This is a genomic window from Streptomyces sp. NBC_01352 (genome assembly GCF_036237295.1).
Lineage (GTDB): Bacteria > Actinomycetota > Actinomycetes > Streptomycetales > Streptomycetaceae > Streptomyces > Streptomyces plumbiresistens.
Genome location: NZ_CP108354.1, coordinates 9,444,932 through 9,458,165 on the forward strand (window position 1 = coordinate 9,444,932; position 13,234 = coordinate 9,458,165).

Consider the following 13,234-nt stretch of genomic DNA (forward strand, 5'->3'; position numbering starts at 1 on the left):
AAACACCCATGAGAGGCATGTACCGAGGCGCCGCGTTCGGCCTGATCACCGCACTCGCGCTGACCGCCTGCGGCGGTGGCGACGACAGCGACAGCAACCCGCTGACGGGGAGCAGCAGTAGCGGCGGCGACGGCAAGTCCATCGTCGTCGGCTCCGCGAACTTCCCCGAGAACCAGCTCCTCGCCGAGATCTACTCGCAGGCCTTGGAGGCCAAGGGTCTCAAGGTGACCCGCAAGTTCGACATCGGAGCCCGCGAGGTCTACTACGACCAGGTCGTCAAGGGCGGCATCGGCGTCTTCCCCGAGTACAACGGCGCCCTGCTGGCAGTGGCGGTCGACCCGAAGAGCACCGCCACCAGTACGGAGGCCATCAACACCGAGCTGAAGGCGAAACTCCCGTCGTCGGTGGAGATACTCGACTCCGCCGAGGCCCAGGACAAGGACTCGGTCACGGTCACCGCCGAGACCGCCGCCAAGTACAAGCTCAAGACCCTCGCCGACCTCGCGCCGGTCGCGAAGGACTGGACGATCGGTGCCGGCTCGGAGTTCAAGACCCGCACCCAGGGCGGCGTCGGACTGAAGGACGTCTACGGCGTCGAGTTCGGCACGTTCCAGCCGCTCGACGCGGGCGCCCAGGCCACCCTGCTGAAGCTGCTGAAGGACGACAAGGTGCAGGCCGCCAACATCTACACCACCGATCCCGCCATCGTCGAGGACAAGCTGGTGGTGCTGGAGGACCCGAAGAACCTCTTCTCCTCGCAGAACGTCACGCCCCTGGTCTACAAGGCCGCCGTCAACGACACGGCCAAGGGCGCACTCAACGGCGTCTCGGCCAAGCTCACCACCGAAGACCTGCTGGACATGATGAAGAAGCTCGTCAACGACAAGGAGGACGCCAGTGACGTCGCGAAGGACTGGCTGACCACAGCCGGCCTCGTGAGCTGACCGGCGACGAGTGAGGTGCCGGCACCGACGGGCCCGGTCGGGCCGGCACCTCCGTACACACGCTCAGCCGACGTGAAGGATCCGGAAGCGATCGGGTTCCGCCGGATCCCGATCAACGACCTGGACCGGCGGCCAAGCCCATTGCCAGACGCTGATGCCTGGCGGGCGGGAGAACCGGATCTGCCCGCGGGTGCCGTCGACTGCCACGCGCGGCCAGGACTCGGCGATGCGCGCCCGGTCCGTGCCGTGAGAACGCAGCACATCGGCGAGGACGGCGACCGTGTCGTAGCCCTCGAAGGCGACGAAGGAGGGCGCTTCGGCCAGCCGCTCGCGGAGGGCCGCCCCGACTCGTGCACCGAGTGGGGTGAGGCGCTCGGGAAGGTAGCGCAAGAACGGGACCGCGGCCCCGTCGTCGCCCAGCAACTTCGCCCATTCGGCGAACTCCGGTTGCCCGGCCGGAGCGCCGATCATGATCTCGGCGAGGCGCCGGTCGCGGCGGACGGACCTGACGATCGGCACCGCCGGCTCCGGGCTGCCGACCAGAAGCAGGAGGGCCGTCGCGCGATGGTCGACGAGTTCGTCGCACACGGCCGTGGGGGCGAGCGCGCGCATGTCGAGTTCGAGGACGGTGCCGCCGCGTGGAGCGAGGTGGTCGCGCAGAATGCCGGCCCCGGATGCCCAGTAGACAGTCGGCTCGGCTGCTACGGCGATTCGACTGTGGCCCGCATCGAGGAGGAAGTCCGCGTAGATCCGCCAGCCGTGGGACTGCGCCGGGGCGAGGCGCGCGACCCATCCCGTCGGCTGTTCGGTGAGCGCGTCGAGAACCGCTGACGAGCAGAGGAACGGCAGGCCGAGGGCGTCGGCCCTGGCAGCAGCGGCGCGAGCCACGACGCTGTGATACTCCCCCGCCAGGGCGGCCACGCCCAGACGAGCCAGTTCGTCCACGGCCGCCGCGGCCCGCTGCGGATCACCCGCGGTGTCCCGGACCATCAGCTCCAGTGGTCTTCCGACGATCCCGCCGGCCTCATTGACCTCGCGAACGGCCAGCTCGAGTCCGGCGAGCAGGTGTCGGCCCGCCTCGACCAAGCCGGGCCGAGTCAGCGGAACGAGAGCGCCGATCGTGATGGACGATCCGTCAGTCCGTTCGCCTCCAGGCGGCGACGGTGGCATATTCATGTGTGGGCGTCTCCCGAGTGACGATGGTTGTAGTGTGCCCGGATCGTAGAGGGAACGTCAGCGGCGCCGAGGACGGCCACAACAGATCCCCCAAGAGCTGCCGCACTAGCCGATCTCCACCACGCGCGCCCATGAGGGCGGAGAGTCCGGCACGTAGCCGGGATCGTCCTCGTTGTCCCACGCCCCCGGTTGCCGAGGGAACAGGCCCACCACCGTCCGGCACGCCGGCCGCGTGTCCGGCCAGGGTGTCTGACCGTCCGTCAGGACCACGACGACGTCGGGGCGTGGCCGTGACCGCAGCGCCTTGGCGAAACCGGTGCGCAGATCCGTGCCCCCGCCGCCCATCAGCGGAATTCCCTCACCACGGCACAGCGGGTGCACGACCCTGGCCGCCGCGTCGCACGGCAGCACGGAGACCAGGTCACGACGGCCGCCCACGGCACGGGAGATGGCGGCGACCTCGAGGATCGCGCTGCCCAGTTCGGCGTCACTGACCGACCCGGACGTGTCGATGATCACGGACACCCGGGGCGGCCTGCGCCGCAGGCTCGGCAGGACCGCCCCGGGCACCGAGGCCGAGCGCCGGGACGGCCGGCCGTAGGTGTAGTCCGCGCCCGCGCCCGGCCCGGAGGCCGCCGAGCGGATCGCCGCTGCCAGCAACTCCCGCCACGGCTGCGGCGGATGGAACGCCTCCTCGGCCCACCGACGCCAGCCCTTCGAGGCGTGCCCGGGGCGGCCGGTGATGCCCTGCGCCACCCGGAACCGGACCGCGTCCCGTTCCTGCTCGCTCAGGCCGCGCGCACCGTCCGGCCCCAGGTCCCACTCCCGTTCCAGCCCGTCGGCGCCACTGCCGCAGTCCAGCCAGGACATGCTCTGGGTGAGCGGCCCGAGTCGGAACCAGGTCAGGTACTCCTCCATGAGCTGCCCCTCGGGCAACCGCAGGAACGCCGGATCCACGACGTCCTCGGGTGGGACCAGCCCGTCACCGAACACGTCGTCGTTGATCTCGCAGTCCGCGGCGATGTTCATCCGCAGCCGTTCCCCCGGGCCGGTCAGCCCCCGTTCCCGCGCGACCCGGTCGCTGCGCCCGTGATGGTCGCGCAGCAGGTGCGACACCTCGTGCACCCACACGCCCGCCAGTTCCTCCACCGGCGTCCGGTCCACGAACGTCGGCGAGACGTAGCACCGCCAGTGCCGGTCGACGGCCATGGTCGGCACCCGCCGCGACTCGACTGTGTGCAGGGCGAACAGGGCCGTCGCCAAGTAGGGCCGGACGCGGGCGGCGTGCAGCCGGGCGGCGAAGAGCTTGTCGAGGTCCAGCGCTCCCGGTGCGTTGTCTGCCCCTGTTGCCGACAGTGCCTCCGATGCGTCCGGCCGCCTCTCCTGTTCCGATGCGTCCGGCAGCCTCTCCTGTTCCGCGCTCATCGGCCGGCCTTGGCGGTGACCGCGCCCCGGGCGGCCGCGCGATCCGCCGCGTGGTCGGCCCGCTGGGACAGAGACACCACGCCGGCGAGCCGCTCGATCGACGCCGGAACGTCCCAGTCCTCCTGACGCAGCGAGGCGAGGGTGGTCGCGGGGACGACCACCAGGTCCGGGGCTCCGGTCTCCACCGCCCGGACCAGGAGCGCCCAGGCCGCGTCCCAGCGGGCCCTGTCCGGGCGCCGGCGCACCGCGTCCACCACACCGTCCAGCACGGCCTGGCGAAGATCGCCCCGCTCGGGCAGTACCGCACCCGCCGGATCGGCGAGCACCTCCTCGGGGTCGGGGAGGTCCAGCCGGTCCAGGCTCGCCAGCAGCTCGAGCCCCGGACCGTCCCCGACGGTGCCCCGGACCAGCAGGGAGAGCACTTCCCGGGAGGATCCGGCAGCGTTCGCGAAGGCGGTCAGGCACAGCGTCATCTCCCAGCTCCGGGGCGACGGCCAGGCGCCGCCCCGGCGCGTTTCACTGCTGGGCAGCTGGTGCACGAGCTTGGGGCGGGCGGTGAGCAGCCCGCACACCGCCCGCCGGGCGAAGTCCACGGCCTGCGGCAGCTTCGCCGGGTCGAGCCGCGGCAGGGTCGCCCGGGGCCAGGTCCCGCCGAGTCCGCGTACGACGACCTCGTGGTCGTGGGTCCACTGCAGATGCACGAAGCGGTTGGCGAGCGGCGGGCTCAGCTCCCAGCCGTCGGCCGCCGAGGACCGCGGATTGGCGGCGGCCACGATCCGGACGCCGGGCGGCAACCGCAGGGCGCCGATGCGCCGCTCGAGGACGAGCCGGAGCAGCGCGGCCTGCACGGCCGGTGGTGCGGTGGAGAGCTCGTCGAGGAACAGCAGCCCCCGGCCGGTCCGCACCAGTCGCACCGCCCAGTCCGGCGGAGCCATCGGCACACCCTGTTCCGCGGGGTCGTCCCCCACGACGGGCAGCCCCGAGAAGTCGGACGGCTCGTGCACGCTGGCGATCACCGTGGTCAGCGGAAGGTCCAGGGCCTCGGCGAGCTGGGTCAGCGCGGCGGTCTTGCCGATGCCCGGCTCGCCCCACAGCAGTACGGGCAGGTCGGCGGCCACGGCCAGGGTCAGGGCCTCCAGTTGGACGTCGGGGCGTGGTTCGGTGGTGGTGTCGCGCAGCAGGGTCAACAGGTCGCCCGCGACGTCGAGTTGGGAGTCGTGAACAGGGGCGGAGGGGACAGCGGACAGCGTGCATGTGGGCATGTGTGATCACCTTTTGGCTAGTGGGTGGGGGAGATCCCCCAGGGCGTTGAGTGCTCGTGAGGGGAGCCGTGGTCCCCGAGGTCAGCGGCCGGTCGTGTGGCGGGGATGCGAGCGGTGGTAACGAGGACGGGGAAGCCCCGGGCGGATACGGTCCGGTCCGGGTCCGACCAGGCCGGCCCTGAACAGCCCGTAGGTGATCCGCCGCTCCGCGGCGGCCTCGAGTTCGTCCCGCAGAGCGCCGTCGCGCAGCGCCGCGTCGGGGCCCAGCAGCCCCTCGACGACGGCCAGCGCACCGGCGATGTCGCCGTGGTCCAGGCGTTCGCGCACGCCGGTGAGGCAGTCGGGACGTCGGTGCGCCTCGTCGATCGCCCGCAGACAGGGAAGCGGCGAGCCGGTCAGCGCGACCAGCAGCTCTTCCCGGCGGATCTCGGCGGGGTCGTGGTCCAGCGGGGCCAGCACCCCGTCGACCAGGCCGATCCGGTGCCGGGCGCCCCGGCATTCGACGAAACGCGGGTGCCCCGCACGGTCCGACGCCCGGAACGGCCCGGGCGGCGACCAGTCCGGTACGAGTGCCGAGGCGACCAGCGGATGCAGCCGCTCGGCCTCGATCGCACCGCTGCGGATCAGCTCCAGGTCGGGCGGCACCCAGGTCGCCGCGTCGGGCAGCAGCGGCAGGGCGGAGGTGTCCCCGCCGCTCGGCGCCGCGATCCGGACAGTCGGCGGCCCGACGTCGTCCACCACCTCCAGCACCAGCCGATGCCGCCTCCCGAGCCGCACGACGACGGCACCGGAGGACCGCCCCTCGGCGTACAGCAGGATGCCCGCCTCGGCCGCCCACCGGTCCACGGCCCAGCGACGGACGTGCGGCAGCGGCTGCGCCGCCGCCCGGGGCAGATCCGGGACGGCCACAGGCCGGCCGCCGTCGGCCGGCCCGTCGGCCCCGGACCGGGTCCGCAGCTCATCGGTCCTGCGTACGTCCCACAGATGGCGGTGCAGGTCCAGGCGGAAGCGCCGACTGGGCCAGGGATGCGGATGGCGGTCGGCGCCGCCCTGCGCGGGGGAGCCGTCCCACAGCGCGAGGCTGATCCGCTGACCGGCGTCCGCCCAGGCGGGCGGCGTACGGACCACGAGATGCACCGGGCCGTCACGCCCGGCGGCCTCGTACCGGACCAGCGAGACGGTCAGACCCGGACGCAGCAGCCCGTCGGGAGCGATCCTCGGCAGGTGCCAGCGCAGCAGGTCCGGAGCCAGATGGCGGAGATCGGTGCGGATCCGGGCCGCGAGTTCCCCGCCATGGGTACGCGCCACGGAACGCAACTGGAGATCGACATCGACACCCGCGGCGGCACACGCCCCGGCCCAGTCGCCGACGTGTCGGCGGGCGGTCGCGGTCTCGATCATGGAGGGCGGCACGGCGAACTCTCGCACGCGCGGCCAGAAGGAAAAGCGGGAAACCTCGTTCGCGGTCTTGGTGAGCATCAGCACTCACCTTGCGCGGACGGGACCCCCGATCTGTCAGCAGAATGAGTCGTCATCGTGGCGGAGCATAACGTCCCTCACCCCGATCTGTCACCGGTGATTCAACTTCCCTGGTCGGTGGACAAGTTCGTCCGCGGGCACGCTTGTTAGCCTTGGTTGTGATCGATTTCCCCAGTCCCGGTCCCAGTCCCAGCCCGAGCCCTTACCCGCTCGGCGCCGCGACCACCCTGGCCGAACTCGCCGAGGACCCGCATCCGCGCCTGGCGTCGCTGCGTGCGCACGAGCCCGTGTCCTGGCTGCCCGAGCTGGACGGCTGGCTGGTGACCCGGCGCGATCTCGCGATGGACGTGATGCGGGACGCCGCGACCTTCACGGTCGACGACCCCCGGTTCTCCACCGCGCAGGTCGTCGGGCCGAGCATGCTGTCCCTGGACGGTGCCGAGCACGCCCGTCACCGTGATGCCTTCGCCGCTCCGTTCCGCCCCCGAGAGACGCACGACGGTTTCGCCTCGTGCATCGAGCGGGAGACCGACCGGCTCATCACCGCACTGGAACCGGCCGGCGCCGCCGAACTGCGAACGGCCTTCGCCGGCCCGCTCGCGGTCGCCGTCGTGACCGAGGCGCTCGGGCTGGTCGGCACCACCGCGGCCACGGTGCTCTCCTGGTACGACTCCATCGTGCGGTCGGTCTCCGACATCACCGCCGGACTCGAGGCCGGACCCGCCGGCGCCGTGGCGTACGCGCAGCTGCGCGCGGCCGTGGAGGCCACCGTCTCCGACCCGGACGCTGCCTCGCTGCTCGGCTCCGCGGCCAGGCGGCTGGGGCTGCCCGAGGTGGCGTCCAACGCCGCCGTCCTGATGTTCGGGGGCATCGAGACCACCGAGGCGATGATCACCAACGCGCTGTTGCACCTGCTCCGGCATCCCGGCCAACTCGCCCTCGTCCGGGCCGATGCCGGTCTGCTGGACGGCGCGATCGAGGAATCGCTGCGCCTGGAACCGGGCGCCGCCGTCGTGGACCGCTACGCCACCCGCGACACCGTCCTCGGCCCGGCCACGATCCGCCGCGGTGACCTGGTCACCGTCTCCCTGACGGGTGCGGGCCGGGACCCGGCCGTCTTCCCCGACCCCGACCGGTTCGACGTCCGCCGTGCGAACGCCCGCCTCCACCTGGCCTTCGCACACGGCCCCCACCACTGCCTCGCCGCGCACCTCGCCCGCCTGGAGACCCGCATCGCCCTGCGGAGCCTGCTCGAACGCCTGCCCGCCCTGCGCCTCGACCCGGACCGCCCGACCGCGCCGTACGGCCTGGTCTTCCGCAAGCCCCCCGCCCTGCACGTGCTGTGGGACAGGGCTGCCTGACAGGAGCATCTCGTGACGTACGACATCACCGCCATCCGCTCCCGGTTCCCCGCCCTGGCGGCCGGCACCGCCCACTTCGACGGCCCCGGCGGCACCCAGACGCCCCGACCGGTCATCGACGCCGTCGCCGACGCGTTGGCGCACCCCTTGTCGAACCGGGGGCACACGGTGCCGGGGGAGCGCAACGCCGAGAGCATCGTCATCGAGGCCCGCCGGGCCGTGGCCGACCTGCTGGGGGCGCAGCCATCGGGGATCGTCTTCGGCCGCAGCGCCACCCAGCTCGCCTACGACTTCTCCCGCACCCTCGCCAAGACGTGGTCCCCCGGAGACGAAGTGGTCGTCACCCGCCTCGACCACGACGCCAACATCCGTCCCTGGGTCCAGGCCGCCGACCGGGCCGGTGCCACCGTGCGCTGGGCCGACTTCGACCCCGCCACCGGAGAGTTGACCGTCGACGACATCCGCGCCGTGCTGTCCGAACGCACCCGGCTGGTCGCCGTCACCGCCGCGTCCAACCTGATCGGCACCCGGCCCGCGATCGCCGAGATCTCCCGACTGGCGCACGAGGCAGGGGCGTTCACCTACGTCGACGGCGTCCATCACACCGCCCACGCGTCGGTCGACGTGGAGCGGCTCGGCGCGGACTTCTTCGTCTGCTCCCCGTACAAGTTCCTCGGCCCCCACCACGGGGTCCTCGCCGCCCGCCCGGAACTGCTGGAGACGCTGCGGCCGGACAAGCTCCTGCCCTCCACCGACGCCGTTCCGGAGCGCTTCGAACTGGGCACCCTGCCCTACGAGTTCCTCGCGGGCACCACCGCGGCGGTCGACTTCCTCGCCGGCCTGGACACGAGTGCCACCGGCACCCGGCGACAGCGCCTGATCGCGGCGTACACGGCGCTCGAAGCGCATGAGGACAGCCTGCGCACGCAACTGGACAAGGGACTGTCCTCGCTCGAAGGCGTCACGATCCACTCCCGGGCGGCCGACCGCACCCCCACCCTGTTGCTGACGTTCGAGAACCACGGCACGGTGGACGCGTACCGCTTCCTCGCGGAGCGCGGCGTCCACGCCCCGTCGGGATCCTTCTACGCCGTGGAGGCCTCACGCCGACTGGGCCTCGGCGACACCGGCGGCCTCCGCATCGGCCTCGCGCCCTATACCTGCACGGAGGACGTCGACCGGCTCCTGACGGGGTTGTCCGAGTTCCTGACATCCCGCTGAGCCATTGAAAGGGGAGCCGTTGAAAGGAGAGCAGGTCATGAGCACATTCCCCACCGCCCGGGCCGTCCGGACCACGCCGGAAGGCCTTCTGTGGGAGCCCAGCGCACGCTGGGTCCGCGGCCGCAAGGGCGACGTGACGGTCGTCGACAGCCGGCACCCCGTCCTCGTCTGGGAACCCGACGTCCCCGTCCCGCTGTACGCCTTCCCTCGCGCCGAGGTCCGCGAGGACCTGCTGCGCCCCGCGAAGAACCCCCCGACAGGAACGCACACCGGCTCGCGGATCTTCTACGACCTCGAAGCCGACGGCGAGACCGTGGAGAACGCGGCCTGGACCTTCCCCGCCGCCGACCTCGCCGACCACATCGCCTTCGAGTGGTTCCGGCGCGTCGGCCGGGGCCTCGACCACTGGTACGAGGAAGAGGAGGAGATCTTCATCCACCCGCGCGACCCGCACAAACGGGTGGACGCGATCCCCAGCAGCCGCCATGTCGTGGTGGAGATCGGCGGCACCGTCGTCGCGGACACCCGCCGCCCGGTCCTGCTGTTCGAGACCGGTCTGCCCACGCGCTACTACATCCCGCGCGAGGACGTCCGCCTCGACCTGCTCGAGCCCACCGACCACAGCACCGGCTGCCCCTACAAGGGCACCGCCCGGTACTGGTCGTGGCGGGCCGGCGCCGACGTACCGCCGAACATCGTCTGGAGCTACCCGGACCCGCTGCCCGCGGTGGGCGCCGTCAGGGGACTCCTCGCTTTCTTCAACGAGGCGGTCGGCATCATCGTGGACGGCGAACACCAGGAGCGGCCCGTCACGCCGTTCACGCCGATGCTCTCCACCCCGTCACCGGAGTGACCGGCGCACACCGTCCCGAAACCGACACTCCCACGTGACCCGCCTCTCATGGCAAGGCGGCGGTATTGCCGCGACCATGGTGTCCCTCACCGGCAGTTCGAAGGGATCCGGAATGCTCCGCAAGGTACTGGTCGCCAACCGAGGCGAGATCGCGATTCGAGCCTTCCGCGCCGGCTATGAACTGGGCGCGCGGACCGTCGCCGTCTTCCCGCACGAGGACCGCAACTCGCTGCACCGGATGAAGGCGGACGAGGCCTACGAGATCGGCGAGCCGGGGCACCCGGTGCGGGCCTACCTCTCCGTGGAGGAGATCATCCGGGCGGCCCGGCTGGCCGGTGCCGACGCCGTCTATCCGGGCTACGGGTTCCTGTCCGAGAACCCGGAGCTGGCGCGGGCCTGCGAGGAAGCGGGCATCACCTTCGTCGGGCCGAGCGCGCAGATCCTGGAGCTGACGGGCAACAAGGCCCGCGCGGTGGCCGCCGCCCGCGCGGCCGGGGTACCGGTCCTGGGCTCCTCGGCGCCCTCCGCCGACGTGGACGAACTGGTACGGGCCGCCGAGGACATCGGCTTCCCCCTGTTCGTGAAGGCGGTCGCGGGCGGCGGCGGGCGCGGCATGCGCCGCGTCCAGGAGCCCGCCCAGCTGCGCGAGTCCATCGAGGCGGCGGCCCGCGAGGCGGCCTCCGCGTTCGGTGACGCCACCGTCTTCCTGGAGAAGGCCGTCGTCGAACCCCGTCACATCGAGGTGCAGATCCTCGCCGACGGGCACGGCAACGTCATCCACCTCTTCGAGCGCGACTGTTCCGTGCAGCGCCGCCACCAGAAGGTCATCGAGCTGGCCCCCGCGCCCAACCTCGACCCGGCGCTGCGTGAGCGGATCTGCGCCGACGCCGTGCGGTTCGCCCGCGAGATCGGCTACCGCAACGCGGGCACCGTTGAGTTCCTCCTCGACCGCGACGGCAACCATGTCTTCATCGAGATGAACCCCCGCATCCAGGTCGAGCACACGGTGACCGAGGAGGTCACCGACGTCGACCTCGTCCAGGCGCAGCTGCGCATCGCCGCCGGCGAGACCCTCGCCGACCTCGGCCTCTCCCAGGAGACCGTCACCCTGCACGGCGCCGCACTCCAGTGCCGGATCACCACCGAGGACCCGGCCAACGGCTTCCGCCCGGACACCGGCCGGATCAGCGCCTACCGCTCGCCCGGCGGCTCGGGCATCCGCCTCGATGGCGGCACCACGCATGCCGGTACGGAGATCAGCGCGCACTTCGACTCCATGCTGGTGAAGCTCACCTGCCGGGGCCGGGACTTCACGACCGCGGTGCGCCGGGCCCGGCGTGCCGTGGCCGAGTTCCGCATCCGCGGCGTGGCCACCAACATCCCCTTCCTCCAGGCGGTCCTCGACGACCCGGACTTCCAGGCCGGAAACGTCACCACGTCGTTCATCGAACAGCGCCCGCACCTGCTGACCGCCCGCCACTCCGCCGACCGCGGCACCAAGCTGCTCACCTACCTCGCCGACGTGACGGTGAACAAACCGCACGGCGAGCGGCCCGACCTGATCGACCCCACCACCAAGCTGCCGCGGACCGACGCCGGTGAGCCGCCCGCCGGCTCCAAGCAGAAGCTCACCGAACTGGGCCCCGAGGGCTTCGCCCGCTGGCTGCGCGAGTCACCGACCATCGGCGTCACCGACACCACGTTCCGGGACGCCCACCAGTCGCTGCTCGCCACCCGGGTCCGCACCAAGGACCTCCTTGCAGTCGCCCCGCTCGTCGCCCGCACCCTGCCCGAGCTGCTCTCCCTGGAGTGCTGGGGCGGCGCCACCTACGACGTCGCGCTGCGCTTCCTCGCCGAGGACCCCTGGGAACGCCTGGCCGCCCTGCGCCAGGCCGTGCCGAACATCTGCCTCCAGATGCTGCTGCGCGGCCGCAACACCGTGGGCTACACCCCGTACCCGACCGAGGTGACCGACGCCTTCGTACAGGAGGCCGCGGCCACCGGCATCGACATCTTCCGCATCTTCGACGCGCTCAACGACGTGGGCCAGATGCGGCCCGCCATCGACGCCGTACGGGCGACCGGCACCGCCGTCGCCGAGGTCGCCCTGTGCTACACCTCCGACCTGTCCGACCCGAACGAGCGGCTGTACACCCTCGACTACTACCTCCGCCTGGCCGAGCAGATCGTGGACGCGGGCGCCCACGTCATCGCCGTCAAGGACATGGCGGGCCTGCTGCGCGCCCCCGCCGCCGCCAAGCTGGTCTCCGCGCTGCGCCGCGAGTTCGACCTGCCGGTGCACCTGCACACCCACGACACGGCGGGCGGCCAGCTCGCCACCTACCTCGCCGCGATCCAGGCCGGAGCGGACGCCGTGGACGGCGCGGTCGCCTCAATGGCCGGCACCACCTCGCAGCCGTCGCTGTCGGCGATCGTCGCGGCGACCGACTACTCGGAGCGGCCGACCGGCCTCGACCTCAGGGCGGTCGGTGACCTTGAGCCGTACTGGGAGAGCGTCCGCAAGATCTACGCACCGTTCGAGGCGGGCCTCGCCTCGCCGACCGGACGCGTCTACGACCACGAGATCCCCGGCGGGCAGCTGTCCAACCTGCGCACCCAGGCGGTGGCGCTGGGCCTCGGCGACCGGTTCGAGGACATCGAGGCGATGTACGCCGCCGCCGACCGCATCCTCGGCCACCTGGTGAAGGTCACCCCCTCGTCCAAGGTGGTCGGCGACCTCGCCCTGCACCTGGTCGGCGCCGGGGTGGCGCCCGAGGAGTTCGAGGCGACGCCGGACCGGTTCGACATCCCCGACTCCGTCATCGGCTTCCTGCGCGGCGAGCTCGGCACCCCGCCCGGCGGCTGGCCGGAGCCGTTCCGCAGCAGGGCGCTCCAGGGCCGCGCCGAGGCCAAGCCGGTGCAGGAGCTGTCCGCCGAGGACCGTACGGGGCTGGAGAAGGACCGGCGCGCCACGCTCAACCGGCTGCTGTTCCCCGGGCCGACGCGCGAGTTCGAGACGCATCGCCAGAGCTTCGGCGACACCAGCGTGCTGGACAGCAAGGCCTTCTTCTACGGCCTCAGGCCGGGCAAGGAGTACGCCGTCGACCTCGAGCAGGGCGTGCGGCTCCTCATCGAGCTGGAAGCCGTCGGCGAGGCCGACGAACGCGGCATGCGCACGGTGATGTCCGCGCTGAACGGCCAGCTGCGGCCCATCCAGGTCCGCGACACCGCCGCGTCCTCCGACGTGCCGGTGACCGAGAAGGCCGACCGCTCCAAGCCCGGCCACGTCCCCGCGCCGTTCGCCGGGGTGGTGACACTCGCGGTCGCCGAGGGCGACGAGGTGGCGGCCGGTGCCACGGTGGCCACGATCGAGGCGATGAAGATGGAGGCCACCATCACCGCTCCGAAGGCAGGACGGGTGTCCCGGCTCGCCATCAACAAGATCCAGCAGGTGGAAGGCGGCGATCTGCTGGTGGAGATCGCCTGAGCCACGCGCCACGCGCGTCCCACCCG

9 protein-coding genes are annotated in these 13,234 nt (G+C 72.1%); 5 read left to right on the top strand and 4 right to left on the bottom strand.

Annotated features, from left to right (window positions below):
* The first annotated feature begins 17 nt into the window (after positions 1–17).
* Positions 18–944: an ABC transporter substrate-binding protein gene (locus OG252_RS43365; RefSeq protein WP_329345351.1), complete on the top strand. Its 927-nt coding sequence runs from the start codon at positions 18–20 to the stop codon at positions 942–944.
* 63 nt (positions 945–1,007) lie between these two features.
* Here the strand turns inward: OG252_RS43365 and OG252_RS43370 are convergent, their stop codons facing one another.
* The 4 genes from OG252_RS43370 to OG252_RS43385 form a co-directional block, all read right to left on the bottom strand.
* On the bottom strand, positions 1,008–2,120 hold the full coding sequence (locus OG252_RS43370; RefSeq protein ID WP_329343075.1) for an ABC transporter substrate-binding protein: 1,113 nt from the start codon (positions 2,118–2,120) through the stop codon (positions 1,008–1,010).
* A 105-nt stretch (positions 2,121–2,225) separates the two neighbouring features.
* Positions 2,226–3,545 (bottom strand): vWA domain-containing protein, encoded by a 1,320-nt coding sequence (locus OG252_RS43375; RefSeq protein WP_329343077.1) that lies wholly within the window; start codon positions 3,543–3,545, stop codon positions 2,226–2,228.
* Positions 3,542–4,807, bottom strand: a complete 1,266-nt coding sequence (locus OG252_RS43380; RefSeq protein ID WP_329343079.1) for an AAA family ATPase — start codon at positions 4,805–4,807, stop codon at positions 3,542–3,544. Before OG252_RS43380 ends, OG252_RS43375 begins: the two co-directional genes overlap by 4 nt.
* Positions 4,808–4,888: 81 nt before the next feature.
* Entirely contained in the window at positions 4,889–6,286 is a 1,398-nt protein-coding gene (locus tag OG252_RS43385) for a hypothetical protein (RefSeq protein WP_329343081.1), read from the bottom strand.
* Positions 6,287–6,438: 152 nt separating this feature from the next.
* On the opposite strand from OG252_RS43385, the gene OG252_RS43390 reads away from it, so the two are divergent.
* The 4 genes from OG252_RS43390 to OG252_RS43405 all read left to right on the top strand — a co-directional run bounded on the left by OG252_RS43390 (position 6,439) and on the right by OG252_RS43405 (position 13,208).
* Positions 6,439–7,647, top strand: coding sequence for a cytochrome P450 (locus tag OG252_RS43390; RefSeq protein WP_329343083.1), 1,209 nt, complete (start codon positions 6,439–6,441; stop codon positions 7,645–7,647).
* 12 nt (positions 7,648–7,659) lie between these two features.
* Complete coding sequence (locus OG252_RS43395) at positions 7,660–8,868, top strand: cysteine desulfurase-like protein (protein WP_266444414.1); 1,209 nt, start codon at positions 7,660–7,662, stop codon at positions 8,866–8,868.
* Between the two features lie 37 nt (positions 8,869–8,905).
* A complete protein-coding gene (locus OG252_RS43400) occupies positions 8,906–9,721 on the top strand; it encodes a DUF427 domain-containing protein (protein ID WP_329343085.1) in 816 nt (271 codons plus the stop codon).
* A gap of 112 nt (positions 9,722–9,833) precedes the next feature.
* Positions 9,834–13,208, top strand: a complete 3,375-nt coding sequence (locus OG252_RS43405; protein ID WP_329343087.1) for a pyruvate carboxylase — start codon at positions 9,834–9,836, stop codon at positions 13,206–13,208.
* Positions 13,209–13,234: the final 26 nt, after the last annotated feature.

What these genes read in the sequence shown, in the direction of transcription:
- OG252_RS43365 (WP_329345351.1), top strand. Translation starts at nt 18, where the DNA reads ATGTACCGAGGCGCCGCGTTCGGCCTGATCACCGCACTCGCGCTGACC.
- OG252_RS43400 (WP_329343085.1), top strand. Translation starts at nt 8,906, where the DNA reads ATGAGCACATTCCCCACCGCCCGGGCCGTCCGGACCACGCCGGAAGGC.
- OG252_RS43370 (WP_329343075.1), bottom strand. Translation starts at nt 2,120, where the DNA reads ATGAATATGCCACCGTCGCCGCCTGGAGGCGAACGGACTGACGGATCG.
- OG252_RS43380 (WP_329343079.1), bottom strand. Translation starts at nt 4,807, where the DNA reads ATGCCCACATGCACGCTGTCCGCTGTCCCCTCCGCCCCTGTTCACGAC.
- OG252_RS43385 (WP_329343081.1), bottom strand. Translation starts at nt 6,286, where the DNA reads ATGCTCACCAAGACCGCGAACGAGGTTTCCCGCTTTTCCTTCTGGCCG.
- OG252_RS43405 (WP_329343087.1), top strand. Translation starts at nt 9,834, where the DNA reads ATGCTCCGCAAGGTACTGGTCGCCAACCGAGGCGAGATCGCGATTCGA.
- OG252_RS43375 (WP_329343077.1), bottom strand. Translation starts at nt 3,545, where the DNA reads ATGAGCGCGGAACAGGAGAGGCTGCCGGACGCATCGGAACAGGAGAGG.